Origin of the sequence: Curtobacterium sp. NPDC092190 (assembly GCF_044755625.1) — a bacterium.
In the GTDB taxonomy this organism is placed as follows: Bacteria; Actinomycetota; Actinomycetes; order Actinomycetales; family Microbacteriaceae; genus Curtobacterium.
In genome coordinates, this window is the sequence record NZ_JBIVRJ010000001.1 from 840,195 (window position 1) to 866,010 (window position 25,816).

At 72.4% G+C, this 25,816-nt stretch carries 22 protein-coding genes; 6 read left to right on the forward strand and 16 right to left on the reverse strand.

What is annotated here, in order from left to right:
- Positions 1–124: 124 nt before the first annotated feature.
- Positions 125–2,275, reverse strand: coding sequence for an FAD-dependent oxidoreductase (locus tag ACIQFY_RS03900; protein WP_400338347.1), 2,151 nt, complete (start codon positions 2,273–2,275; stop codon positions 125–127).
- Positions 2,276–2,354: 79 nt separating this feature from the next.
- Here ACIQFY_RS03900 and ACIQFY_RS03905 point away from each other — a divergent pair, with 79 nt between their 5' ends.
- On the forward strand, positions 2,355–3,485 hold the full coding sequence (locus ACIQFY_RS03905; RefSeq protein ID WP_209682218.1) for a glutamate--cysteine ligase: 1,131 nt from the start codon (positions 2,355–2,357) through the stop codon (positions 3,483–3,485).
- Between the two features lie 72 nt (positions 3,486–3,557).
- On the opposite strand, the gene ffh is transcribed toward ACIQFY_RS03905, so the two are convergent.
- Positions 3,558–5,114: a signal recognition particle protein gene (ffh, locus tag ACIQFY_RS03910; RefSeq protein WP_066654840.1), complete on the reverse strand. Its 1,557-nt coding sequence runs from the start codon at positions 5,112–5,114 to the stop codon at positions 3,558–3,560.
- A gap of 95 nt (positions 5,115–5,209) precedes the next feature.
- Here ffh and lipB point away from each other — a divergent pair, with 95 nt between their 5' ends.
- Together lipB and lipA are read left to right on the forward strand one after the other, a co-directional pair.
- Positions 5,210–5,893 (forward strand): lipoyl(octanoyl) transferase LipB, encoded by a 684-nt coding sequence (gene lipB / locus ACIQFY_RS03915; RefSeq protein ID WP_374191712.1) that lies wholly within the window; start codon positions 5,210–5,212, stop codon positions 5,891–5,893.
- On the forward strand, positions 5,890–6,873 hold the full coding sequence (gene lipA, locus ACIQFY_RS03920) for a lipoyl synthase (RefSeq protein ID WP_326496756.1): 984 nt from the start codon (positions 5,890–5,892) through the stop codon (positions 6,871–6,873). The genes lipB and lipA overlap by 4 nt, the downstream gene beginning before the upstream one ends.
- A gap of 98 nt (positions 6,874–6,971) precedes the next feature.
- Here the strand turns inward: lipA and ACIQFY_RS03925 are convergent, their stop codons facing one another.
- The 4 genes from ACIQFY_RS03925 to ftsY form a co-directional block, all read right to left on the reverse strand.
- Positions 6,972–7,130, reverse strand: coding sequence for a DUF4175 domain-containing protein (locus tag ACIQFY_RS03925; RefSeq protein ID WP_137767577.1), 159 nt, complete (start codon positions 7,128–7,130; stop codon positions 6,972–6,974).
- A 55-nt stretch (positions 7,131–7,185) separates the two neighbouring features.
- Positions 7,186–8,556, reverse strand: coding sequence for a hypothetical protein (locus tag ACIQFY_RS03930; RefSeq protein ID WP_400338351.1), 1,371 nt, complete (start codon positions 8,554–8,556; stop codon positions 7,186–7,188).
- Positions 8,553–9,845 carry a hypothetical protein gene (locus ACIQFY_RS03935; RefSeq protein WP_400338353.1) on the reverse strand — a complete coding sequence of 431 codons (1,293 nt, stop codon included), beginning with the start codon at positions 9,843–9,845 and terminating at the stop codon, positions 8,553–8,555. Before ACIQFY_RS03935 ends, ACIQFY_RS03930 begins: the two co-directional genes overlap by 4 nt.
- 71 nt (positions 9,846–9,916) lie before the next feature.
- Positions 9,917–10,786 carry a signal recognition particle-docking protein FtsY gene (gene ftsY, locus ACIQFY_RS03940; RefSeq protein WP_058748735.1) on the reverse strand — a complete coding sequence of 290 codons (870 nt, stop codon included), beginning with the start codon at positions 10,784–10,786 and terminating at the stop codon, positions 9,917–9,919.
- Positions 10,787–11,000: 214 nt separating this feature from the next.
- Here ftsY and ACIQFY_RS03945 point away from each other — a divergent pair, with 214 nt between their 5' ends.
- On the forward strand, positions 11,001–12,026 hold the full coding sequence (locus ACIQFY_RS03945) for a TerC family protein (RefSeq protein ID WP_066654849.1): 1,026 nt from the start codon (positions 11,001–11,003) through the stop codon (positions 12,024–12,026).
- Positions 12,027–12,200: 174 nt separating this feature from the next.
- On the opposite strand, the gene ACIQFY_RS03950 is transcribed toward ACIQFY_RS03945, so the two are convergent.
- From ACIQFY_RS03950 to ACIQFY_RS03980, 7 genes are all read right to left on the reverse strand, one after another.
- Complete coding sequence (locus tag ACIQFY_RS03950; RefSeq protein ID WP_400338356.1) at positions 12,201–15,962, reverse strand: chromosome segregation SMC family protein; 3,762 nt, start codon at positions 15,960–15,962, stop codon at positions 12,201–12,203.
- Positions 15,963–15,994: 32 nt separating this feature from the next.
- Positions 15,995–16,966: a bifunctional DNA-formamidopyrimidine glycosylase/DNA-(apurinic or apyrimidinic site) lyase gene (mutM, locus tag ACIQFY_RS03955; RefSeq protein WP_326496760.1), complete on the reverse strand. Its 972-nt coding sequence runs from the start codon at positions 16,964–16,966 to the stop codon at positions 15,995–15,997.
- 4 nt (positions 16,967–16,970) lie between these two features.
- Positions 16,971–17,696, reverse strand: coding sequence for a ribonuclease III (rnc, locus tag ACIQFY_RS03960; RefSeq protein WP_400338358.1), 726 nt, complete (start codon positions 17,694–17,696; stop codon positions 16,971–16,973).
- Positions 17,697–17,710: 14 nt separating this feature from the next.
- The gene (gene rpmF, locus ACIQFY_RS03965) at positions 17,711–17,914 is read right to left on the reverse strand and encodes a 50S ribosomal protein L32 (protein WP_058728177.1); all 204 of its coding nucleotides are present in this window, start codon (positions 17,912–17,914) and stop codon (positions 17,711–17,713) included.
- Positions 17,915–17,957: 43 nt separating this feature from the next.
- Complete coding sequence (locus ACIQFY_RS03970; protein WP_400338404.1) at positions 17,958–18,533, reverse strand: YceD family protein; 576 nt, start codon at positions 18,531–18,533, stop codon at positions 17,958–17,960.
- Positions 18,534–18,603: 70 nt separating this feature from the next.
- Positions 18,604–19,098, reverse strand: a complete 495-nt coding sequence (gene coaD, locus ACIQFY_RS03975) for a pantetheine-phosphate adenylyltransferase (protein ID WP_066654861.1) — start codon at positions 19,096–19,098, stop codon at positions 18,604–18,606.
- Positions 19,099–19,124: 26 nt separating this feature from the next.
- Complete coding sequence (locus ACIQFY_RS03980; RefSeq protein ID WP_400338406.1) at positions 19,125–21,317, reverse strand: ATP-dependent DNA helicase RecG; 2,193 nt, start codon at positions 21,315–21,317, stop codon at positions 19,125–19,127.
- A gap of 123 nt (positions 21,318–21,440) precedes the next feature.
- Here ACIQFY_RS03980 and ACIQFY_RS03985 point away from each other — a divergent pair, with 123 nt between their 5' ends.
- Complete coding sequence (locus tag ACIQFY_RS03985; protein WP_066654862.1) at positions 21,441–22,001, forward strand: RsmD family RNA methyltransferase; 561 nt, start codon at positions 21,441–21,443, stop codon at positions 21,999–22,001.
- 65 nt (positions 22,002–22,066) lie between these two features.
- Here ACIQFY_RS03985 and thiL read toward each other — a convergent pair whose 3' ends face one another.
- Complete coding sequence (gene thiL / locus ACIQFY_RS03990) at positions 22,067–23,059, reverse strand: thiamine-phosphate kinase (RefSeq protein WP_326496782.1); 993 nt, start codon at positions 23,057–23,059, stop codon at positions 22,067–22,069.
- Positions 23,060–23,093: 34 nt separating this feature from the next.
- Here thiL and ACIQFY_RS03995 point away from each other — a divergent pair, with 34 nt between their 5' ends.
- Positions 23,094–23,579, forward strand: a complete 486-nt coding sequence (locus ACIQFY_RS03995) for a DUF3515 family protein (RefSeq protein WP_326496762.1) — start codon at positions 23,094–23,096, stop codon at positions 23,577–23,579.
- A 45-nt stretch (positions 23,580–23,624) separates the two neighbouring features.
- Here ACIQFY_RS03995 and ACIQFY_RS04000 read toward each other — a convergent pair whose 3' ends face one another.
- Positions 23,625–24,722, reverse strand: a complete 1,098-nt coding sequence (locus ACIQFY_RS04000) for a D-alanine--D-alanine ligase family protein (protein WP_066658373.1) — start codon at positions 24,720–24,722, stop codon at positions 23,625–23,627.
- Between the two features lie 32 nt (positions 24,723–24,754).
- Positions 24,755–25,768, reverse strand: coding sequence for an NAD(P)H-dependent glycerol-3-phosphate dehydrogenase (locus ACIQFY_RS04005; protein ID WP_066658371.1), 1,014 nt, complete (start codon positions 25,766–25,768; stop codon positions 24,755–24,757).
- Positions 25,769–25,816 lie beyond the last annotated feature (48 nt).

Sequence of the window (25,816 nt, forward strand, 5' to 3'; positions counted from 1 at the left end):
CGGTGGAAGCTCGAAGGAAGTCGCGACCTGCTGGATAGAGGGTCGAGCAGACGCGATTCGACCGTTCATTCTTGCAGGTTTCCGCCGGAGAAGCGAGCCGGGACGCGCCGTGGCCGCCGTGTCGTCACGATGCGAGGGCGCGCACGGCCTCGATCGCCTCGCTCGTGGCACGGACCGCGTCGACGCTCCTGGCGTCCCGGGCACCGCCGACGACGGCGTACGGCACCCCCGCGGCAGCCAGGCCCGGTGCGAGCCCTCCCCCTGCGACGGCGACCCCCGACGTGTCCTCGGCCTCGTCGCCCTCGACCGCGGGTGCGCGTTCCTGCCCGGCGCACACGACGACGTGGTCGGCCGGTACCGCGGTCTCCCGACCGTCCTCGTCCCGGATCCACAGCGTCCCGGGTTCGATGCGCAGGTACTCCTGCACCCCGCCGACCATCCGCACCCCGGCGTCGCGCAGTCGTCCGACCGCCACCCAGCGCGAGGTGATGCCGATCCCCTGGCCGAACTTCCCGGACCGACGGAGCACCGTGACGTCGGCTCCGGGGCGGAGCGTCCGTGCCACCGCGGGAAGCCGTTGCGGGACGTCGCCGACCAGGTCGTCAGCGACGGTGACGTCCCAGCGCGCCGCGAACTCCGCCGCGCGCACCGCCTCGTCGGGCGACTCGACCAGGAAGGCCGCCGTGTCGACCCCGATGCCCCCGCCGCCGACCACCGCGACGGTGCCGGGCGGGACCCCGTCGCGCAGGGCGTCCTCGTAGGACACCACGTGGGGCAGCTCGGCGCCCGGGACGTCCAGCACGCGGGGCACGACCCCCGCCGCGAGCACCACGGCGTCGCTGTCGAGCAGGTCGGCGACGGTGGCCGCACGGCCGGTGTGCACGGTCGCCCCGCGGTCGTCGAGCTCGGCGCGCGCCGCCCGGACGGTCGCGGCGTAGTCCTCCTTGCCGGGGATCGCCGCGGCCAGGGCGAACTGCCCGCCGAGGGCGTCGGTCGCCTCCCACAGCGTCACGGCGTGCCCGCGCCGTGCGGCGTCCACCGCGGCGGCCAGCCCGGCCGGGCCACCGCCGACCACGTCGACGCGCTTCGGCTCGACGGTCGGCCGGAGCGGCATGGTCAGCTCGCGGCCGGCACGGGGGTTCACGAGGCAGGACACGGGCCGTCCGACGATGGAGTGGTCGAGGCACGCCTGGTTGCAGCCGATGCAGGTGTTCACCAGGTCGAAGCGGCCGTCGAGCGATCGGCGGACGATCTCCGGGTCCGCGAGGAACGGACGGGCGAGCGCGACGGCGTCGACCTGCCCGCCGCGGAGCACCGCCTCGCCGTCACGCAGGTCGGTCATCCGGTTCGAGGCGATGACCCGGACCCCGGGGTGCCCCGACGCCCGGACCACCCCCGCGACCCGCTCGGCGTACGCCAGCCACGCGCCGTGCGGCACCGCGGCCTGCACGGTCGGCGTGCGCGACTCGTGCCAGCCGATGCCGACCGAGATCCCGTCGAGTCCCAGCGGCAGCAGGTCGTGCACGAGCGCGTCGACCTCGGCGTCCGTCGTCGACCCGGGCATGAGGTCGGCGCCGGACAACCGGATCGTGACGGCCAGGTCGGGCACGGCGGTGCGGACGGCCCGGACGACCTCGATCGCGAAGCGACGGCGTCGGACCGCGTCCCCGCCCCACTCGTCGTCGCGGAGGTTCGTCAGCGGCGACTGGAACTGGTTGACCAGGTAGCCCTCGGACGCCATGATCTCGACACCGTCGAAGCCGATCGCCGCGGCAGACCGGGCGGCGGCGGCGAAGTCGTCGATCGTCCGGCGGACCTCGGCGTCGGTGAGCGCGACCGGCTGGACCCCGCGCGCCGCCGCCCACGGCAGCGCCGACGGAGCCACCACGCGCTGGGGTCGGCCGTGCCGGTCGACCAGGCCGTTCGCGAGGGCGTACCGGCCGGCGTGGAAGAGCTGGGCGAGCACGGCTCCGCCCTCGTCGTGCACGGCCGCGACGGCGACCCGGAACCGTTCGTCCGCGCCCCCGGTGCCGAACACCGCGAAGTCCGGACCACCACGGGCCTCGTCGCTGATCGCGATCCCGCCGGTGACGATGCAGCCGACGCCGCCCGCCGCGCGCTCGCGGTAGAACGCGGCCATCGCGGCACCGCCGTCGTCGAGGACCTCGAGCCCGGTGTGCATCGACCCCATCACCACCCGGTTCCGCAGGTGGAGCGGTCCGAGGTTCCAGGACGAGGAGAGGACTGCGAGGTCGGGCACGGCAACGCTGCTCATGGCGACCACTCTGCCGGACGACGTGCCCGGGACCGAACTCCTTGTGCCGACCCTCCAAGCCGACGGGCAGGATGGCCCCATGGACATCCGCTTCACCGAGTCCCGCCCGTCGACCCTCGGCGTCGAGTGGGAGCTCCCGCTGGTCGACCGCGGCACCGGCGACCTCGCGCCCCGTGCCCCCGCCGTGCTCTCCGCCGTACAGGAGCGCCTCGGCGATCCCGACCGGGTGACCGAGGAACTCCTCACGAACACCGTCGAGGTGGTCACGGGGGTGCACGACACCGTCGGTGGGGCGACGAGCGAGCTCGCGGGCATCATCGGCGAGGTGATCGACGCCGCCGAACCGCTCGACGCGCAGGTGATGTGCTCCGGCACCCACCCGTTCGCGCAGTGGGACCAGCAGGAGATCACGGCGGACAGCGAGCACTACACCACGCTGATCGACCGCACGCGCTGGTGGGGTCGGCAGATGCTCATCTGGGGCGTGCACGTGCACGTGGGGATCGACGACCGCGACAAGGCGGTCCCGATCATGAACGCGATGCTCGCGTACGTCCCGCACCTGCAGGCGTTCACCGCGTCGAGCCCGTTCTGGGGCGGGACCGACACCGGGTACGCCTCGAACCGTGCCCTCATGTTCCAGCAGCTCCCCACCGGCGGCCTGCCGCCGGGCATCGACGACTGGACCGGCTTCGAGACCGTCGTCGACGACCTGACGAAGACCGGTGTGATCGACGGGTTCAAGGACCTGCGCTGGGACATCCGCCCGTCGCCGGGGTGGGGGACGCTCGAGAACCGCGTGTCCGACGGCATCTCGACCCTCCACGAGGTCGGTGCCGTGACCGCGTTCGTCCAGTGCCTCGTCACCGCGCTCTCGGACCGCCTCGACCGCGGCGAGACGCTGCCGTCGATGCAGCCGTGGTTCATCCGCGAGAACAAGTGGCGCGCGGCCCGCTACGGCATGGAGGCCGAGATCATCACCGACGCCGCCGGCCACGAGCGCCTGGTCACCGACGAGGTCCACGACCTGGTCCAGCGGCTCGACCCGATCGCCGACCGTCTGGGCTGCCAGCAGGAGCTGCACCACCTGGACACGATGATCGCCGACGGCGCGTCGTACCAGCGGCAGCTGCGGGTGGCGCAGGAGAACGGCGGGGACCTCCGAGCGGTGGTCCGCCACCTGGTGACGGAGCTGCGGGAGTCGCTCTAGACGACACCACGGAACGGACGGGAGGCCCGGTACCAGCTGGTACCGGGCCTCCCGTCGGTCATGGGGTCGCGACTAGCGGCCGAGGAACTTCTGCAGGCTGGCCAGCTCTTCCTCGGTGGGCGCCTTGCCGCCCTTCGGACCGCCGAGTCCGAGACCGGACCCGGTGGGTGCCTGCTGCTGCGGCTGCGCCGCCGCACCCGACGCGAGCGCCGCGCGCTTGGCGGGGTTGCCGACCTTCTTCTTCTTGGCGCCGCCCTGCTGCTGCTTCTTCTTGCCGCCGTGCATGCCCGGGATCGGCCCCATGCCCGGCATCTGCGGCACGCCACCACGGGCGACGGTGCGCATCATCTTCGCTGCCTGCTCGAAGCGGTTGACGAGCGCGTTGACCTCGGTCACGGTGGTGCCGGAGCCCTTGGCGATGCGGAGACGTCGCGAGCCGTTGAGGAGCTTCGGGAGCTCGCGCTCCTGCTTCGTCATCGACTGGATGATCGCCTCGGTCCGGACGATCTCGCTCTCGTCGAAGTTGTCGAGCGCCTCGCGCATGCCCTTCGCGCCCGGGAGCATGCCGAGCATGCCCTTGATCGAGCCGGCCTTGCGGAGCTGCTGCATCTGCGCGAGGAAGTCGTTCAGCGTGAACGAGTCGGTCGCGATCTTCTCGGCGACCTTGCGCGCCTCGTCCTCGTCGAACGCGGACTGCGCCTGCTCGATGAGCGACAGGATGTCGCCGAGGTCGAGGATGCGGCTCGCCATGCGGTCCGGGTGGAACGGCTCGAAGTCGTCGAGCCCCTCGCCCGTGGACGCGAACATGATCGGGCGGCCCGTGACGCTGGCGACCGACAGGGCCGCACCACCGCGGGCGTCGCCGTCGAGCTTGGACAGGACGACACCGGTGAAGTCGACGCCCTCCTGGAAGGCGCGAGCGGTCGCGACGGCGTCCTGACCGATCATCGCGTCGATGACGAACAGGACCTCGTCCGGGTCGACGGCCTTGCGGATGTTCGCCGCCTGCTTCATGAGCTCGGCGTCGACACCGAGTCGACCGGCGGTGTCCACGATGACGGTGTCGTACTGCTGGTCGACCGCGGCCTTGATCGCGTTCTTCGCGACCTTGACCGGGTCGCCGACGCCGTTGCCGGGCTCGGGAGCGAACACGTGCACGCCGGCCTGCTCGCCCACGACCTGGAGCTGCTGCACGGCGTTGGGACGCTGGAGGTCCGCCGCGACGAGCATCGGCGTGTGGCCGTCCTTCTTGAGCCACTTGCCGAGCTTGCCCGCGAGCGTCGTCTTGCCGGCACCCTGGAGGCCCGCGAGCATGATCACGGTCGGCGGTCGCTTCGCGAACTCGAGTCGGCGCTGCTGGCCGCCGAGGATGCCGACGAGTTCCTCGTTGACGATCTGCACGACCTGCTGCGCGGGGTTGAGTGCCTTGTTGACCTCGTCCGAGAGCGCACGTTCCCGCACCGAGGCGGTGAAGGCCTTGACGACCTCGAGCGCGACGTCCGCGTCGAGCAGGGCCCGGCGGATCTCGCGGACGGTGCCGTCGACGTCGGACGGGGACAGACGACCCTTGCTCCGCAGGTTGCGGAAGGTCTCGGTCAGCCGATCGGAGAGTGAGCCGAATTGTGCCATGGTCCGACGATTCTACAGGGCCACCTCCGACCACCCCGGACCGCCCGCCCACCGGTTGTTGGACTGCGTCCAGGAACCGGGGTAGCGTGCTCGACGTGCCCCAGCTCGAGATCATCCGCTGGCCCGGGCTCCTCGACTACGAGGAGGGCCTCGCCGTCCAGCGGTCGTTCCACGCCGACGTCGTCGCCGGCCGCTCCCCCGGCGTCGTCGTGCTCTGCGAGCACCCGAGCGTCTACACGGCCGGGCGCCGCACCGAACCCGCTGACCTACCGACCGACGGGTCCCCGGTCGTCGACGTCGACCGGGGCGGACGGATCACGTGGCACGGGCCGGGGCAGCTCGTGGCCTACCCGATCGTCCGGCTCGCCGATCCGCTCGACGTCGTCGCGTGGGTCCGCGACCTCGAGCAGGTCGTCCTCGACGCGGCAGCCTCGGTCGGGGTCACCGCCGAACGGGTCGACGGGCGCAGCGGTGTCTGGGTGCCCCGACCGGGCGGCGGCCCGCACGACAAGGTCGGCGCGATCGGCCTGCACGTCGCCGAGCACGTCTCGAGCCACGGCATCGCGGTCAACTGCGACAACGACCTCGCCCCCTACGGCGCGATCGTCCCGTGCGGCATCGCCGACGCGGGCGTCACCACCCTCAGCCGCGCGACCGGCCGCCACGTCACGGTCGACGAGGTCGCCGCCCTCGTCGGGCCACGGATCCAGCAGGCGGTCGACGGCATGCACGCCGGTCACCGCATCAGCAGCACCACGCGACAGGAGGTCGCCGCATGACCCTCGCCCCCGACGGCCGCCGCATGCTCCGGGTCGAGGCGCGCAACGCCGCGACACCCATCGAGACGAAGCCCGCCTGGATCAAGACCCGCGCGACGCAGGGCCCGGAGTTCCGGGACCTCTCCGCACTGGTCCGGGACAAGCAGCTGCACACCGTCTGCCAGGAGGCCGGCTGCCCGAACATCTTCGAGTGCTGGGAGGACCGGGAGGCCACCTTCCTGATCGGCGGCTCGCAGTGCACCCGGCGCTGCGACTTCTGCCAGATCGACACCGGCAAGCCGAGCCCGCTCGACCGGGGCGAACCCCGGCGTGTGGCGGACTCCGTCGTGTCGATGGGCCTCAAGTACGCGACCGTGACCGGGGTCGCCCGCGACGACCTCGACGACGGCGGCGCCTGGCTCTACGCGGAGACCATCCGACAGGTCCACGAGCACTCCCCCGGCACCGGCGTCGAGATCCTCGTGCCGGACTTCAACGGCCGCCCCGACCAGCTCGGGCAGGTGTTCGACGCCCGCCCGGAGGTCTTCGCGCACAACGTCGAGACCGTGCCGCGCATCTTCAAGCGCATCCGCCCCGCGTTCCGCTTCGAGCGCTCGCTCGACGTCCTCACGCAGGGCCGCGACGCGGGCCTGGTGACGAAGTCGAACCTCATCCTCGGCATGGGCGAGGAACGGCACGAGGTCGTCGACGCACTCGAGCAGCTGCACGAGGCGGGTACCGACATCATCACGCTGACGCAGTACCTCCGCCCGTCGCCGCGGCACCTGCCCGTCGCGCGGTGGGTGACGCCGGAGGAGTTCGTCGACCTGCGCGAGATCGCCGAGGACATCGGCTTCGCCGGTGTGCTCGCCGGTCCGCTCGTGCGCTCGTCCTACCGAGCGGGACGGTTGTGGGCACGCGCGACCGTCACGCGTGGCGGCACGGTGCCGCCGCACCTGGCCCACCTGCTCGAGGCGACGCCGGGTCGCCAGGCCGTGTAGCGCCGATCCGGCGACCGACGGACGGACGGCAGGCCCGGTACCAGCTGGTACCGGGCCTGCCGTCCTCGCGTGGTCACGTCCGACGTGACCGGCCGTCGCTACGCGCGACCGCGGATGCTCCGGAGGAGCCAGCCGATGACCGCCAGCAGGATGAGCACGATGCCCACCCAGAGCAGGAACTTCAGCGCACCGACGAAGATGCCGCTGAAGAGCAGGACGAGGCCGACGATGATCGCGATGATCAGCAGTGCGGGCATGAGGGTCTCCAATCCCTGGAACGAGACCGAGCGGACGCCCGGGCCGAAGCGGACACTACTCGCGAGCCGGCGACGCCGTTCCCCGAGCACGGGGCCCGGCAGCTGCCCCCGGTCGGGGATCCGGCCCCGGGAGGTCCGCGTCGCGATCCACCGCACGGCTCCGCAGGAACACCACCGCCAGGATCGGCAGCAGGACGATCTGCCCCCAGATCCCGATGGTCTGCGCCTCGTCCGCCCAGGTCCGGGCGGAGACGCCCACGGCCTTCAGCGCGAACGAGTGGAACCACCCGACGAAGAGCAGCAGGTTCGCGGTCACGTAGGCCACCACCCACCCGAGGCGGATCCGCACGACGGCGAAGAACGGCGTCAACCAGAGCACGTACTGCAGCGAGTCGACCTTGTTCGCGACGAGGTACGCACACAGGAGCGCCGCGCTCGTCTCGATCCAGGGCATGCGGCCGCGCCGGAGCCCGATGACCAGACCGACGGCGAGCAAGGCCAGCACGGCCACGGCGGTCGCCGCCGTCGAGAGCAGGTTGAGTCGGAGCTGGACCTCCGGGCTGCTCTGCGCGGACCACGGCTGCAGCGCCCAGTACCAGACCGACATGGTGCTCGGGTCGATGTCCCGGGTGCCCTGGAACCGGATCACGGAGAACCACGACGTGGCGTTGACGAGCACGAACGGCAGGTTCGCGGCGAGGACCACACCGAGCGCGCCGCCCACCGCCCCGGCGGCACGACGGACCCGGTCCGGCCAGGACGGCCCGGCGTCCACGAGGAGTGCGAGGACGAACGGTGCCACGAACGCGAGCGGGTACAGCTTGAACGCTCCGCCGAGTCCGAACAGCGCGCCCACCACGACGGCACGCCAGACCGGCGCACGTCCGGCCGGCCACCGCACCGCGGCGAAGACGCCCGCGGTCGTGCACATCACGGTGAGCAGGTCCCAGTTGTAGAGCGCGTAGAGGAACAGCGGCGGTGTCGCGGCGAAGATCCACGCGCGCCGGCCGGCCATCCGGGCCAGGAGGACGGTCACGACCACCACCACCGGCACGAACGTGAGCGCCGTCACCACGAGGAACCCGCGGCTGGACCCGACCGGCAGGGCGCTGAGCCAGGCCCACAGGCCGGTGAGGGTCGGGTACTCGAGCGTGCCGGGCGGCAGACCGCGGTCGGTCAGCGGCCCGACGTAGGGGAAGACGTGCGACGCGAGGTCGCGGTTCCCCCACAGGCTCAGGGTGTCACCGAGGCAGGCGTGCCGCGTCACGTACGCCAGGTCCAGGCCCTCGCCCGCACACTGCAGCTTCTGGAACAGGCTCCCGACGGTCAGGCCGACGGCGACCAGGCACATCACGACGAGCTCGACGGGGGCGACGCCGCCTGCCGGTCGGACGCTGCTGCGGCCGACGGCCCGGGGGACGCTCATGCGCTGGCCGCGGGCGCCCGTCGCGGCTCCGACGCTCCGCGCACTGCGGACACCTCGTCGTCACGGTCGACTGCTCGACTGCGCAGGAACACGACCGCGAGGATCGGCAGCAGGACGATCTGCGCCCAGAGGCCGATCGACATCGCCTCGTCCGCGTAGGTCCGCACGGTGGTGCCGATCGCCTGCAGGTAGATGTGGCGGAACCACCCGGCGAACAGCAGCGTGTTCGCGGCCAGGAAGGCGATCACCCAACCGAGGCGGATCCGGACGAGCACGAAGAACGGCGCGAGCCAGAGCGCGTACTGCAGCGAGTCCACCTTGTTCGCGACCAGGTAGGCGCAGAGGAGCGCCGCGCTGGTCTCGATCCAGGGCATGCGACCGCGACGGACACCGAGGACGAACCCGGTGACCAACACCGCGAGCAGTGCCACCGCCGTCGCCCCGGTCGCCAGCAGGTTCAGCGTGTGCTGGAACGCGGGCGAGTCCTCGGCCGACCACGGCTGGAAGGCGTAGTACCAGACCGAGAGCGTCGCCCCGTCGATGTTCCGGACGCCCTGGTAGCGGATCACGGAGAACCACGACTCGGCGTTGACGAGCACGAACGGCAGGTTTGCCACGAGGACCACGCCGACCGAGCCGGCCACCGCGCCGAGGGCACGGCGCGCACGATCGCCCCACGACGCGGTCGTGTCGACGAGCAGGGCGAGGACGAACGGCGCGACGAAGACGAGCGGGTACAGCTTGAAGGCACCGCCGAGACCGAACAGCGCACCGACGACGACGGCCCGCCACACCTGCGACCGCCCGGCGGGCCACCGGACCGCCACCGCGATCGCGACGACCGTGCACATCACCGGGAGCAGGTCCCAGTTGTAGAGCGCGTAGAGGAAGAGCGGCGGGGTGGCCGCGAAGAACCACGCCCGGCGGCCGGCGACGCGGGCCAGCGCCACGACGGTGACGACGACCACGGGCACGAAGGTCAGCGCGGTGACCACGAGGAACCCGTGCAGCGAGCTCACCGGCAGTGCGCTCAGCCATGCCCAGATCCCGCTGAGCGTCGGGTACTCGAGGCTGCCCGGCGGCAGCCCGTTCTCGCCGAGCGGCTGCACGTACGGGAAGTCGTGCGACGCGAGCGCCCGACTGGAGAACAGGCTCACGGTGTCCGCGAAGCAGGCCGTGCGGGTGGCGGTCACGAAGTCGACACCGGGGGCGGCGCACTGCAGCTTGTGCAGCAGGCTGCCGATCGTGAGCCCGACCGCGACCACGCACATCACGACGACCTCGAGCACCGGGACGGTGCCCGGGCGTCGTGCTCCTCGTCTGCTGGACGCGGATCTCCCGGACGCGGACACCGCGGCGCTCAGCCGACCAGGTTCTGGACGAAGACGTGTGGGGTGAAACCGGTGAGGTCGTTGATGCCCTCGCCCTGCCCGATGAGCTTGATCGGGATGCCGGTCTTCTCCTGCACGCTGAGCACGAACCCGGCCTTGGCCGACCCGTCGAGCTTGGTGATGACGAGTCCGGTGACGCCGGCACCCTCGATGAAGGCCTGCGCCTGGGCGAGACCGTTCTGCCCGGTGGTGGCGTCCAGGACGAGCAGCACCTCGGCGATCTCGGTCTGCTTCTCGACGACGCGCTTGATCTTGCCGAGCTCGTCCATCAGGCCGGCCTTGGTGTGCAGTCGGCCGGCCGTGTCGATCACCACGATCTCGGTGCCGTCGCGCATGGCCTTCTCGACCGTCTGGTACGCCACCGAGGCCGGGTCCTGGCCGGGCTGCGCCGGTCGGACGACCTCGACCCCGGCGCGCTGCGCCCACGTCGCGACCTGCTCGACCGCCGCCGCGCGGAACGTGTCCGCCGCGCCGACCACGACGGTGCGGTCGTACGTCTTGAGGAACTTCGCGAACTTGCCGATCGTCGTGGTCTTGCCGACGCCGTTGACGCCGACGACGAGCACGACCGCCGGGCGGTTGCTGAGCTTGAGGGTCGTGTCGAGCTTCGACAGGCGCTCCTCGAGCACCTCGCGGAGCATGCGCTGCAGGTCGGCGGGGTCCGTCGTGCCGTACCGGTCGACGCGGGCGTGCAGGTCCTCGATGACCTCGTCCGCGATGTCGGGGCCGAAATCCGCACCGATCAACGCGGTCTCGAGATCGTCCCACGTGGTCTCGTCGATGGTCTTCCGCTGGAACAGGCCGCGCAGACGGGTGGACAGTGACCAGGAACTCGCCATGCTCCCAGCTTAGGGCGCGACCAGTGGGCGCTGCGCCCGGTATCCTCGGTTCCTGAAGGGGAGTACTCCCGCGCGGCGCACCCGTCAGTACGGTCTGGGACGATCCAGACCCGGGACGCCGGTCGTGTCCGACCAGTCGGTCGACACGGCGGAGGAGACCTTCAGGCATCGGCGTACCCGCTCCGCGGGACGCCCCGAACCTGAAGGACATCCATTGGACGTTCCCCTCTTCGTCTGGCTCCTCACCATCGCGGGCATCCTCGCGCTGCTGGTGTTCGACTTCTACTCGCACGTGCGGACCCCGCACGTCCCGCACATCAAGGAGTCCGCGTTCTGGTCGGCGTTCTACGTCGGGCTCGCGATCCTGTTCGGTGTCGGGATCCTGGTCTTCGGCGGCGGTCAGGCCGGTGGCGAGTACTTCGCCGGTTGGTTGACCGAGAAGGCCCTGTCGGTCGACAACCTGTTCGTCTTCCTCATCATCATGTCGAGCTTCGCGGTGCCGAAGGAGTTCCAGCAGAAGGTCCTGCTGGTCGGCGTCGCGATCGCCCTCGTCGCCCGAGGCGTCTTCATCGCCCTCGGCGTCACGATCATCGAGAACTTCTCGTGGGTCTTCTACCTGTTCGGCGCGCTGCTGTTCTGGCTCGCCTGGTCGCAGGCGAAGGGCGGCGGGCACGACGAGACCGAGGGCGACTCGAAGCTCATCCGCGTCCTGCGTCGCATCATCCCGACCACGGACGACTACCACGGTGACAAGCTCACGGCCCGTGTCGACGGCAAGCGCCTGTTCACCCCGATGCTGCTCGTCATGGTCGCGATCGGCCTCACCGACGTGCTGTTCGCCCTGGACTCGATCCCCGCGATCTTCGGTCTGACGCAGGACGCGTTCATCGTGTTCACCGCGAACGCGTTCTCCCTGCTGGGGCTGCGTCAGCTGTACTTCCTCATCGCGGGGCTGCTCGAGCGCCTCATCTACCTCGGTCAGGGCCTGGCGGTCATCCTCGCCTTCATCGGCGTCAAGCTCGTCTTCCACGCCATGCACGTCAACGAGCTGCCCTTCATCAACGGCGGCGAGCACATCGAGTGGGCCCCGGAGATCCCGATCTGGTTCTCGCTGAGCTTCATCGCGCTGACGATCGCGGTGGCCACGGCCGCCTCGCTCATCGTCTCGAAGAAGCGCCAGGAGCGCGGCCTGACCCCGACGGGCGAGCCGAAGGAGGCCGTGGAGGCCGACGCGAAGTAGTCGCGACCACGTGGCGGACGGGAGGCGCGGTGCCGGCTGGCACCGCGCCTCCCGTCCGTCCGCGGCGGAGTCGGGTGCTCGAGTCTCGCACTGAGCGACGGTTCTCGGGCTCAGGAGCGCGAGAACCGTCGCTGAGCCCGAGACTCCCGAGACTCGGGCTGACCGCGCCGCGCGCTACGCGACGGCCGCGTCCGCAGGCTCGCGCCGCTGCACGCGCTGGCCGACCACGGCGGACACGCCGTCCTGCCGCATCGAGACGCCGTACAGCGCGTCGGCGATCTCCATCGTGCGCTTCTGGTGCGTGATCACGATGAGCTGCGACGACTCCCGCAGTCGCTCGAACACGGTGAGCAGCCGCCCGAGGTTGGCGTCGTCGAGCGCCGCCTCGACCTCGTCCATGATGTAGAACGGCGACGGCCTGGCGGTGAAGATCGCCACGAGCAGGGCCACCGCCGCGAGCGAGCGTTCACCGCCCGACAGGAGCGTCAACCGGTCGATCTTCTTGCCCGCGGGCTTCACCTGGACGTCGAGCCCCGTCGCGAGCATGTCGTCGGGGTCCGTCAGCGTGATCGATCCCGTGCCGCCCGGGAACAGGATCGGGAAGATCACGTCGAACGCGGCCTTCGTGTCGTTGTACGCCGCCTCGAAGATCGTCTGCATCTTCGTGTCGAGCTCCTCGATGATGGTGAGGAGGTCGGTCCGGGTCTTCTGCAGGTCGTCGAGCTGCTCCGCGAGGAAGGCGTGCCGCTGCTCGAGCGCCTGGAACTCCTCGAGCGCGAGGGGGTTCACCTTGCCGAGCCGGCCGAGGTCACGCTCCGCCGCCGCGAGCCGCTGCTCCTGCTCCGCGCGGACGTACGGCACCGTTGCGACGTCGGCGGGGTCGACCTCGTCGGTGGTGTCGAGCTCGGGCAGCGCCGGACCGCCGGGCAGTGTCGACTCGGCGTCGACGAGCCCGGGCAGGTCGGCGTCGACATCGACATCGGCGTCGACATCGGCGACGGCGGTCGTGGCGGCGTCGCCCTCGGGAGCGTCCGCGTCGGGCGCCGCTGCGGCCTCCGCCGCCGCCCGTGCCCGGTCGGCCTCCCGGTGCCGACGCGCGAGTACCCGTGGGTCGACCAGGACGTCCACCGGCACCGGCACGTCCGGCCCGTACTCCGCGACGAGCACGGCCTCGTTCAGCCCGAGGTCGCTCTGCGCGCGGTCGAGCACGCCGGACACGTGCAGCTTCTTCTCGTAGATCTCCATCTCGAGCGAGTGCACGCCGTCGGTGATGGTCTGCAGCCGCTCGCGGAGCTCGCGCTCCTCGTTACGGACGACCTGCAGCTCGGTGTTCCGCTTCGTGCGCTCGGCTTCCTCGGTCGCGAGCTGCACCCGGGCCTCGGCGAGCGACCGGTCGACCGCGCCGAGCACGCCCGGCAGGTCGGCGAGCACCCCCTCGGCGACGCCGATCTGTCCGCGCCGGATCACCGCGAGCCGCGCTGCCTCCTCCGCAGCCGCACGTTCCGCCTCGAGCTGCCGCTGCAGACCGGCCGCACGGTTCCGCTCCGACCTGGCCCGCTCCCGCACGGTCTCCACCTGGATGCGCTGCTCGATCTCCGCGGCCCGCGCGGACTCGACGGCGTCCTGCAGCGCCGGGCGCCCGGACGCGTCGACGACGGGTCGCGGTCGCTCCTCGAACCCCCGCAGCGCGTCCTCGGCCTCGGCCAGCGCGGCGTCGACCGCCTCGACCGCACCGTCCGTCTCGCCCAGGGCGGCGCGCAGACGTTCCACCTCGGCCGCGGCGTTCTCCGCCCCGGCGCGGGCCGCGGCACTGGAGCGGTCGTAGTCGGCGACCGCCGCGGTGTGCGCGCGCAGCGCGCGATCGGCCTCGTCGGCACGGCGGCGCACGTCCTCGACCTCCTGGCGAGCGGCCTGGAGGCCCGTGGCCGCGTCCGCCGCGTCCGCCGCGACCGCGTCACGGCGGGCCTGCGCGTCGTCGCGTTCCGCCACGAGCTCGATGCGGGACACCGTGCGCGCGCCACCGCCGGTCACCCGGACGGTGCGGACGAGGTCACCCGACCGCGTGACGACCGTCGCGTGCGGGGCGGCGGCGAGCACGGCCTCCAGGTCGACGTCGTCCGCCACGGCGACCAACGTCCCGCGGAGCACCGCGGTGATCGCGGTCGGCCCCTGCACCACGTCGAGGGCGGGACGCACGCCCGGCGGCAGCGACGCGGGGAGCCCCGGTCCGTCGAGCTCCGCGTCCGCGACGACGACGTCGACGCGGCCGAGGTCGGCGCCGCGCGCGTGGGCGATCGTGGCAAGGGCGGTGCCGCGGTCGGTGGCGAGGACTGCATCGGCGAGCCCGTCCAGCGCTGTGGCGATCGAGGCCTCGAACCCGGGCTCGACCGTCAGCGCGTCGGCGAGGCGACCGAGCACGCCGTCGCGCCGGGCGTCGATCACCGCCTGCGACCCGTCCCGGACGTCGATCGACATGCCGAGGGCCGCGACCCGGGCATCGAGTGCGTCGCGCTCGCGTTCCAGGGCGTGGAGCCGGTCACGCAGGGTCTCGCGCGCCGTCTGCGCTGCCTCGAGCCGCTGCCGCGCCGTGTCGTGCGCGGCGGCGAGTGCGTCCACGTCCACCCCGGCGGAGGGGTCGTCCCCGATGTCGTGCAGGGCCGCGGCGGCACGCGCCGCTCGGTCCTCGGCCTCGGCCAGTGCCCGGGCCCGCCGTTCGCGGTCCGCGACGACGGAGGCGCGGCGCGACCGCTGCACGTCAACGGCGTTGCGGAGGCGCTGCGCCTCGAGGTCGTGCTGCGAGACGAGCGCGGCCTGCGCGGCGATCTGCTCGTCGAGGGCGTCCAGGCCGGTCCGCGCCTGCTCGACGGCCGCCGCCGCTGCCCCGGACCCGGCTGCCATCTCGGCGGCACGGGCCTCGAGCCGGTCCGCCTCGGCACGGACGCCCTGCACTCGCTCCGGCGTGATCGTGGGGCCCTGCTGCGGCGCGTCGGCCTGCTGGGCGAGGAACATCAGGCGCTGGTTCGCCAGGCTCGACAGCCCGCGGAGCCGCTCCTGCACGCTCTCCAGCCGGTGCACGACGGTCCGGGCGCGGTCGACGGCGTCACCGACCATGCTCTGCTCGACCTGCTGCTGCCGGGCACGGGTCTGGTCGAGGCGCTCCTGCAGGACGATGCGCTCGGACTTGCGGCCCGTCTCGACCTCCTGGTGCTCGTGGAGCTCACGGCGCAGCCGGACGACCTCGTCGGCCAGGAGGCGGGCCTTGGCGTCGCGGGCCACCGCGGCGACGGACTGCGCCTTGCGCGCGACCTCGGCCTGCCGACCGAGCGGCTTCAGCTGTCGACGGATCTCACCCGCGAGGTCGGACAACCGCGTCAGGTTCGTCTGCATGGCGTCGAGCTTGCGGAGCGTCTTCTCCTTGCGACGCCGGTGCTTGAGGATCCCGGCGGCCTCCTCGATGAAGCCGCGGCGGTCCTCCGGGGTGGCGTGCAGCACCTTGTCGAGCTGGCCCTGCCCGACGATCACGTGCATCTCGCGACCGAGCCCGGTGTCGCTCAGGAGTTCCTGCACGTCGAGCAGCCGACAGTTCTCGCCGTTGATGGCGTACTCGCTGCCGCCGTTCCGGAAGAGCGTGCGGGAGATCGTCACCTCGGAGTACTCGATCGGCAGCAGGCCGTCGGTGTTGTCGATGGTCAGGAGCACCTGCGCGCGACCGAGCGGACCGCGCGTCGAGGTGCCCGCGAAGATGACGTCCTCCATCTTGCCGCCGCGGAGCGTCTTCGCGCCCTGCTCCCCCATCACCCAGGCGAGGGCGTCCACCACGTTCGACTTGCCCGAGCCGTTCGGGCCGACGATGCAGGTGACACCGGGCTCGAACGCGAACGTCGTCGGCTGCGCGAAGGACTTGAACCCCTTGATGGTCAGGCTCTTCAAGTACATGCGGGTCTCCGGGTGCTCGGTTGCGCGTCAGGCTAACGCCTGCGTCGGCGCGGAGCGGGTTGGCACACGGGGCACCGGTGGCTCGACCGGTTCATGAAGGCCTCGCGCACGATGGTCGTGCCGCAGCGCGGGCACGGCTTCCCCTGCTGCCCGTACACCGCGAGACGCTGCGAGAAGTACCCGGACTGCCCGTTGACGTTCACGTACTGCGCGTCGAAGCTCGTGCCGCCGTCCTCGAGGGCACGGGCGAGCACGCTGCGGACCTCGGCCAGGAGCCGGTGCAGGTCGGCCCGCGGCAGACGGTCGGCCGGACGGTCGAAGTGCAGCTGCGCGGCCCAGAGCGACTCGTCGGCGTAGATGTTGCCGATGCCGCTCACCACGCCCTGGTCGAGCAGGACACGCTTGATGCCGCTCGAGCGCTTCCGCGCCATCGCGACGAAGCGGTCGTCGTCGAACGCCGGGTCGAGCGGGTCCCGCGCGATGTGCGACACCTGGGTCGGGATGCTCCTCCGCCACGGCGCGTCGGGGTCGTGGGCGTCGACCGCACCGGCGGACCCGGCTGGGGCGCCGTCGACGGTCGGCATCATGGCATCGATCGCCATCGAGCCGAAGGTCCGCTGATCGACGAACTCCAGCGCGACCGGCTGCTCGGGACGGCCGTCGCGGTCGGTCCCCGTCGGCTGCACGTCGATCAGGATGCGGCGGTGCCTCGCGGCCGGTCGGTCGCGGCCGAGCAGGACCTGACCGGACATCCCCAGGTGGGTGACGAGTGCCTCGGGTCGGTCGCCGTCGCGCTCGGGGACGAGGGGGAACCACATGAACTTGCCACGGCGCACGGCCGCGGCGATCGTGCGGTCGGTCAGGCGTTCGGCGAAGTCCTCGGCCGGGCCGTCGTGCCGGGTGAGTGCGCGGTCGTCGACCACGTCGACGTGCAGCACGCGGGCACCGCTGACGGCGGGTTCGAGGCCGGCGCGGACGACCTCGACCTCGGGGAGTTCGGGCACGCGGTCAGGCCGCCCGGCCGGAGAGCCGCGTCCACGCCTCGAGCGCGGCGGCCATCTCGGCGGTCTTCTTGCTGGTACCGGACCCCGTCGACACGTCCTCGCCCTGCAGCACGACCGTCGCGTGGAAGGTCTTGTCGTGGTCGGGGCCCTCCTCGGTCACCCGGTAGGCCGGGTTGCCGAGGGACAGGCTCGCGGCGAGCTCCTGCAAGCTCGTCTTCGGGTCCATGGCGGCGCCGAAGCGGTCCGGGTCGACGAGCAGCGGCTCGACCAGTCGCAGCACCAGGTCCGTGGCGGCGTCGGGACCGGCGGACAGGAACGTCGCACCGATGACGGCCTCGACCGTGTCGGCCAGGATCGACGCCTTGCCCCGGCCGCCGGTCTGCTCCTCGCCCTTGCCGAGGCGCAGGTAGGAGCCGAGCCCGATCATCCGGGCGATCTCGGCCAGGGCGACCGTCGAGACGAGGCTGGCGCGCCGCTTGGCGAGCTCACCTTCGTCGAGGTCGGGGAAGGACCGGAAGAGCTTCACGGTCACGGCCTGGCCGAGGATGGAGTCCCCGAGGAACTCGAGGCGCTCGTTGTGCTTGATGCCCCCGTGCTCGTACGCGTACGAGCGGTGCGTGAGGGCGAGCTGGAGCAGCTCGGCGTCGATCTGGACGTCGAGGATGTCCTGCAGACGAACGACGTCCGGCCCCACGGGGCGGGACCCCGTGGCGCCGGACGTCGCTGTCATGTGGTCCGGTCCGATCAGACGTCGGCGACCTTGCGGCCCTTGTACTCCATGTACAGGGCGGTGCCGGCCGAGTCCTCGACGACCTTCGCGCGGTGCGGGAGGCTGTAGGTGACCTTGCCGTTCTCGATCGTCTTCACGAGCTGGACCGGCGCGGCCTTCCACTGCGAACGACGGGCGTGCGTGTTGGCACGGGACTGCTTGCGCTTGGGAACGGCCATGGTGGTTCTCTTTCGGTTGGTCGGTGGTCAGGGTCGAGGTGCGTCAGGCCGTGCGGCCGTCGCCCTCGGGGCTCTGGGTGGGGGTGCTGTCGTCGGCGTCGGTGCTGTCCGCGTCGGCGCCCCGGAAGCCGCTCAGCGCGGCCCAACGCGGGTCGACGACCTCGCGCGGGGTGACCTCGCCGAGGTCGGCCAGCCGCTCACCCGTGACGGGGTCGAGGCCGGGGCAGTCCGGCCGGCAGACCGGCTGGAACGGCAGCGCCAGCACTACCGCATCTCGAACGACCGGTTCACAATCCACGTGGTCATCGTGAACGAAGAAGTCGAAATCCTCCGAGACATCGTACGCGAACAGCTCGGCGAAGTCGACTTCGACCGGTTCGCTGATGTCGATGAGGCAGCGCGAGCACTCCCCCGTGGCCTCGGCCGAGGCGTGTCCGGAGACCAGGACACCCTCGTGCAGACCCTCGAGCTTCACGTCGAGCTGCAGCGTGGCGCCCTCGCGCACGGCGATGACGCCGGCGCCCATCGCGTCCGGCACCTCGACGTCGAGCGAGTGCTCGCGCATCTCGCCCGGCCGGTGCGCGAGGTCGCGCACGCGCAGGGCGAAGGGGCTGTTCACGGGGGAAGACACGATCGACGAGTATACCGCGATCTCCTGCGGACGTCGAGGACGCCCGGGACGCGGCGTGTCAGCGCCCGAGGTGCTCGGCCAGCGCGTCCGCGACGACGACGGGCACGTAGGGCGTCACGTCGCCCCCGAGCGTCGCGACCTGGCGGATGAGGGAGCTCGACACGTGCGCACGCGAGGCCTCGGGCAGCAGGAAGACCGTCTCGACGTCGGCCAGGTGCCGGTTCATGATGGCCATCGGTGTCTCGTACGCGACGTCCTCGCCCGAGCGCACACCCTTCACGAGCACACCCGCACCCACCTGTCGGCAGTAGTCGACGAGCAGGCCGGAGGTCCACTCCCCGACCCGGACGCTGTCCGGTGCCCCGGTCTCGACGAGGGACTGCTCGATCAACCGCACCCGGTCGGCGGCGGCGAACATCGCGGGCTGCTTGTCCGGGTTGTGGACGACGAGCACGTGCACCTCGTCGAACAGCCGAGCAGCACGCCCGATGACGTCGAGGTGCCCGAGGGTCACGGGGTCGAAGGATCCGGGGACGACGGCGATCTGGGCCATGTCCGTCACGCTACCGGCCGCCGGCGTCAGTTCTTCCCGAGGAACGCGGCGTCCGACTCGTCGAGCCGCCGTGCCAGGGCTTCGCGCAGGGCGGGGTGGTCCCGCAGCTCGGGGTCGGGCTCGAGCACGCGTTCGGCCTCGCCGCGTGCGTCGACGATGAGGTCGGCGTGCTCGACGACGCGGAGCAGGTTCAGCGACGACCGGCCGCCGGACTGCCGCTCGCCGAGCACGTCGCCCTCGCGCCGGAGCTCCAGGTCGACGCGGGCGAGCTCGAAGCCGTCGTCGGACGCCGCCACCGCGTCGACGCGCTCGCGTGCGGTCGTCTCGGTCTCGGCCGTCGTCACGAGCAGGCACACCCCGGCGTACTGCCCACGACCGATGCGACCGCGCAGCTGGTGGAGCTGGGAGACCCCGAAGCGGTCGGCGTCGAGCACCGCCATCATCGACGCGTTCGGCACGTCCACGCCGACCTCGATCACGGTCGTCGCGACGAGCACGTCGACGTCGCCGGCCGCGAAGGACGTCATGACGCGGTCCTTCTCGTCCGCGGTCATCCGCCCGTGCAGGACCTCGATCCGCCGGTCCTGCAGGACCGGCATGGCGCGCATCCGCTCGGCCGTCGCGAGCACCGTCGCCGGGGCGTGCTTCGGTGCGTCACCCTCGGCGGGCTCCGGGCCGCCGTCGTCCTCGGCGTGGGCGTCGTCGATCGCCGGGCAGACCACGAACGCCTGGCGCCCGTCGGCGAGCTCCTCGGCCATCCGGGTCCAGATGCGCCCTTCCCACCCGGGGTGCTCGGCCAGCCCGACGGCGAAGGTCTCGACCCCGGCACGGCCCGACGGCAGCCCGGTGATGGCGGACACGTCGAGGTCGCCGAACACCGTCATCGCGACCGTGCGCGGGATCGGCGTCGCGGTGAGGACGAGCACGTGGGGTGGGGTCGCGCCCTTGGTCCGCAGGGCCTCGCGCTGCTCGACACCGAACCGGTGCTGCTCGTCGACCACGACCAGACCGAGCTCCGCGAAGTCGACGCGGTCGCCCAGGAGTGCGTGCGTGCCGACGACGAGCCGTGAGCTGCCGGACGCCGCCGCGAGCAGGGCGCGCCGTCGTTCGTCGGTCGACTGCGAGCCCGTCAGGATCACCGGCCGGAGCTCGGCCGCCAGGTCGGGCCCGAGGAACTTCACGATCGACCGGAGGTGCTGCGCCGCGAGCACCTCGGTCGGGGCGATGAGGGCCGACTGCCCACCGGACTCGGCGACCGTCAGCATCGCCCGGATCGCGACCAGGGTCTTGCCGGAGCCCACCTCGCCCTGCACCAGCCGGTGCATCGGCCAGTCCCCCGCCAGGTCGTGCGCGATCTCGGCACCCACCGCCTGCTGGTCGTCGGTCAGGGTGAACGGCAGCGAGGCGTCGAAGCGCTCGAGGGTCCCGCCGGGCGCCGCCCGACGCGGGGTGGCGGCGGTCGCCCGGGCAGCGATGCGCCGCTGCACCAGAGCGGTCTGCAGCACGAACGCCTCGCGGTAGCGCAGCGCGTCCTGCGCGCGCTTGAAGTCGGTGACCTTCTCCGGACGGTGCAGGAGCTCGAGTGCGCGGCGGAACGGCACCAGGCCGAGTCGCGTGCGCGCGGGTGCCGGGATCGGGTCGGGCACGTCGGGCAGGGTGTCGAGGACCACGGCGATCGCCTTCGCGATCTGCCACGAGGTCAGCGACGCCGTCGCCGGGTAGATCGGGATGGGCTGCCGTGACCAGCGGATCGCCTCTTCGTCCTCGGGGTCCGCCGTCGCGCGGGGGTCGTCGCGGTCGAACAGCTCGTAGTCCGGGTGGGCCAGCTGCCGCGCACCCCGGTAGTCGCCGACCTTGCCGGCGAAGATCCCACGGGCACCGGGCACGAGGTCCTTCGTGCGCCACCCCTGGTTGAAGAAGGTGAGCGTGAGCAGGCCCTTGCCGTCACCGATCTTCGCTTCGAGGATCGACCCGCGTCGAGCGCGCATGGTCCGTTCGCGCACGTCGATGACCTCGGCCACGATCGTGACCGACTCGCCGATCGCGAGCGAGTCGAGCGCCGTCAGGGCGCCGCGCTCCGCGTACCGCCGGGGGGCGTGCTCGAGGAACTCACCGACGGTGCGGTACCCGAAGGCCTTCTCGATCGCCTTCGCCGTCCGTCCGCCGAGGACCCCGCCCAGCCGGGCGTCGAGGGGCGCGGGGCCGAGGTCGGGCCGCACCGGCGGCGCCTCGGTGTCGGGGGTGTCGGAGGTGACCACGCGACCACGGTACCGGGCCGGTCCGACGCACCGCGCGCCTCCCGTCCGGCCTGTGGAGAGCGTGCACGCCGCTACGGTGGCTGCATGACCCGCATCATCGCCGGCGCCGCCGGTTCCACGACGCTCCGGGTGCCGAAGTCCGGCACCCGGCCGACGAGCGACCGCGTGCGCGAGGCCCTGTTCTCGTCGCTCGGCGCGCGCGGGCTCGTGGAGGGCACCTCGGTCGCGGACCTCTACGCGGGGACGGGCGCCCTGGGGCTCGAGGCGGCGTCCCGTGGGGCGGCGGAGGTCGTGCTCGTCGACCGCGCGTCCGCCGCCGCGCAGGCGTGCCGGGCGAACGCGAAGGCCGTGCAGCAGCGGGTGCCGGGGGTGCGCATCGACGTGCAGCCGCAGCCGGCGCTCGGCTACCTGCGGAGCACGGTGCGGACCTTCGACCTCGTCTTCGTCGACCCGCCGTACGAGGTCGCCGAGCAGGAGATCGCGGACGTGCTCGAGGCACTCGTGCCGCGCCTGACGGCGGGCGCGGTGGTCGTCGTCGAGCGGAGCAAGCGGTCGCCGGAGCCGACGTGGCCGGCCGGGTTGGAGCCCTTCAGCAAGCGCAGCTACGGCGAGACCGTGGCGTGGGAGGCCGTCACCCCGGCCTGACGCGGGGCGTGCGGACGCGGGCGGTCGGACGCGGGCGGTCGGGAGGCCCGGCGCGGCCCCGACGGTCAGCCCGCGGCGCCGTCCCAGTCGGCGTACGGGTCCCACCCGGTCGTCGGGACCGGCTCGCCGGCGCGCACGAGGTCCGCGCCGCCGCGGGCGACGACCGCGCCGATGCGCCGGAAGCCGCCCGGCAGCGCCACGCCGGGCGGGAAGGTGGCGAGCAGGCCGTGGTCCTCGCCGCCGTGCAGTGCGAGGTCGTCGGCGCCCGCGACACCGTCGGCATCGAGGTCGAGCGTCACCCGGCTGGCCCGGGCGAGCCGCCCGGCGTCGATCGCCAGCCCGTCGGACAGGTCGAGCATCGCGGTCGCCCCGGCCGTGGCCGCGAGCAGACCGTCGGCGATCGGCGGGACCGGGCGTCGCTGCCGGTCCACGTCGGGGTCGGTGTCCGCGCCGCTCGCGACGGTCGCCGACCGCGAGGGCTCCCCGTGCGCGTCGACGCCGTCGCGGAACAGCCGTGCGAGGCCACGAGCGGCGCGGCCGAGCTCCCCCGAGACCGCGAGGACGTCGCCGGGACGTGCACCCGAGCGGAGCACCGGCGCTCGCCCACCGAGGTCGCCGAACGCCGTCACCGAGACCGTGAAGACGGCCGAGGTCGACAGGTCCCCGCCGACCACGCCGCAGCCCGGGGAGAGCGCGTCCACGGCCGCCCGCACCCCGTCCGCGAAGGACTCGAGCACCGCGACGGGGGTCTCCTGCGGCGCGGCGAGGGCGATCACGAGTCCGCTCGGCGTCGCGCCCATCGCTGCGACGTCGGACAGGTTCGTCGCTGCCGCCTTCCACCCGACGTCCGCCGGCGACGACCACGCCCACCGGAAGTCGGGTCCGTGCACCATCATGTCCGTCGTGACGACGAACCGGCCGTCCGGGGCCGCGACGACGGCGCAGTCGTCGCCGGGACCGACGTCCGGAGCACCCGCCGGCAGTCGACGGACGATCCGGTCCAGCACGGCGAGCTCCCCCAGCTGTCCCACGGTCGGTCCGGTCCAGGCGTCGTCCATCTCGTCCACGTCCGCAACGGTATCCTGCACGTCGATGGACACCGTGCGCCGACCCCTCCGCTGGACCGCGATCGTGGGTGTCGCCGTGGCACTCGCCGCCGGGCTGACAGGGTGCACGAACGCCGTGTCGATGGCACCCGCTCCGTCCGCCGACACCACCGCGTGCGCAGCCGTGCAGGTCCGCCTCCCCACGACCGTCGGGAACGACCTGACGTTGCGGAACACGAACGCGCAGTCGACGGCCGCGTGGGGCGACCCGGCCGCAGCGCTCTACCACTGCGGCGTCGCGGTGCCGACGGTGTCCGACCTGCCGTGCTTCAGCAAGGGCGGGGTCGACTGGATCCGCGACGACCGCGGGGCGCAGGTCGTCTACACGACGTTCGGCCGGTCCCCGGCAGTGCAGGTCGTCATCGACTCGACGAAGACCACCGACCAGGTCGTGCAGGACCTGTCCGACGTCGTGTCGACGCTGCCGGAGGACGGGCACCGCTGCCTCGACCCCTCGGACGTCCAGGGCTGACGACCGCGTGCGGTGCGCACGGCCAGCCGCACGCGACGCCGGCCGTCAGCGGACGGCGACCCGTCCCAGCTCGATGAGCTCGGCGACGAGTTCGCCGTAGGACATCCCGGACGCCGCCCAGCAGCGCGGGTACATCGACAGCGGCGTGAACCCCGGCATGGTGTTGACCTCGTTCACGACGAAGCCGTCGTCGGTCAGGAAGCAGTCCACGCGCGCGAGACCCGCACCGCCGATCGCCTCGAACGCCCGTGCACCGATCGACCGGATCGCGTCGGTCTCGTCGGCGGTCAGGGGCGCGGGGCAGAGGAGCGCCTCGTCGCCGCCCAGGTACTTCGACGCGAAGTCGTAGAAACCGTCCTCCGCCACGACGATCTCGCCCGGCAGGCTCGTGCGCGGGACACCGTCGCGGCCCTCGAGCACCGCGACCTCGACCTCGCGCCCGACGACGCGCGGTTCGACGATCACCTTCGCGTCGTGCTCGAACGCCAGGTCCATCGCGGCCGCGAGCTGCGACGGCTCGTCGACCCGGGACACGCCCATGCTCGACCCGGCGCGGGCCGGCTTCACGAAGAGCGGCCACCCGTGCACCGCGACGGCCTCGGCGACGCCGTCGGGGTCAGCCGACCACTGCCGGCGGAGCACGGTCGTCCAGGGCGCGACCCGCAGCCCGGCGTGCTCGAGCACGGCCTTCGCGGTGTGCTTGTCCATCGCCAGGGCGCTCGCGAGGACGCCGTCGCCGACGTACGGCAGCCCGGCGACCTCGAGGAGCCCCTGGACCGTGCCGTCCTCACCGAACGGACCGTGCAGGATCGGGAACGCCACGTCGACCGCGATCGTCGTGACCGAGCCGTCCGGGTGCGACACGACCAGCTCGTTCGTGGCCGGCGACGTGGGGAACGCCACACGGGTGCCGTTGTCCGGCACGACGGGGAGCGCACCGTCCCGGAGCGCCCACTGTGCCGGGTCGTCGGACTGCAGGGTGAAGGCGCCCTCCTTCGTGATGCCGATCGGCACGACCGCGTAGACCGAGCGATCGACGACGTCCATGATCCCGCCGGCGGTCACGCAGCTGATCTCGTGCTCGCTGGACCGGCCGCCGAACAGCACGGCGACGGTCGTGGGAGCGGGAGCGATCGTGGGCATGGCAGTCCCCTTGGTGGTCGGGACCGGACCGGTCACTCGCCCTGCGGCTCGTCGGTCTCGGTGAGGTGCGGCGCGATGTTGCGCGGGTCGAGCCTACCGGCGAGGACCTCGGCCACCTGGCCGACGATGGGCATGTCGACGCCGTTCGCCGCCGCCAGTTCGAGGATCGGGGCGACCGATGCCAGGCCCTCCGCGGTCTGGTTCATCTGGCGCACGACCTCGTCGAAGCGGTACCCCTGACCGAGCAGGCGGCCGGCCGTGTTGTTCCGCGAGAGCGGGGACTGGCAGGTCGCGATCAGGTCGCCGAGGCCGGCGAGCCCGGACAGCGTCGACGGCTGCGCACCGAGCGACACCGCGAAGTCGGTCATCTCGGCGAGCCCGCGGGTGATGATCGACGCCTTGGTGTTCTCGCCGTAGCCGACGCCGTCGACGATGCCGATCGCGACCGCGATGAGGTTCTTCAGCACGCCGCCGAACTCCGTGCCGATGACGTCGGTGTTCGTGAACGAGCGGAAGTACGGGTTCGTGGCGACCGCGGCCACCGCGGTGGCGGTCTCGAGCGACGTCGACGACACGACCGCGGCGGTCGGCTGCCGACGGGCGATCTCGAGCGCCAGGTTCGGTCCGCTCGCGACCGCGATCCGGTCGCGGTCGATGCCGAGGCCCTCGTGCAGGACCTCGCTCATCCGCAGGCCCGTGGCCTTCTCGACGCCCTTCATCAGGCTGACGACGGGGACGCCCTCGGGCAGCAGCGGCGCGATCGCGGACAGGTTCGACCGGAGCGTCTGCGACGGCACCGACACGTACACCTGCTCGGCGCCGTCGAGCACCGCGGACAGCGACGTCGACGCGGTCAGCGTGCGCGGCAGGTTGATGCCCGGCAGGTAGTCGGAGTTCCGCTTCGTCTCGGTGATCTCCCGCGCGACCTCGGGCCGACGTGCCCAGACGACGGTGTCGGCACCGCCCTCGGCCAGCACCTTCGCGAAGGTGGTCCCCCAGCTGCCCGCACCGATGACGGCGACGCGCGGCTTGTCGGTGGACTGCATGACCACGCGGATGGCCGCGGTGTCGACGGCGCCTGGGGCTGCCACGGC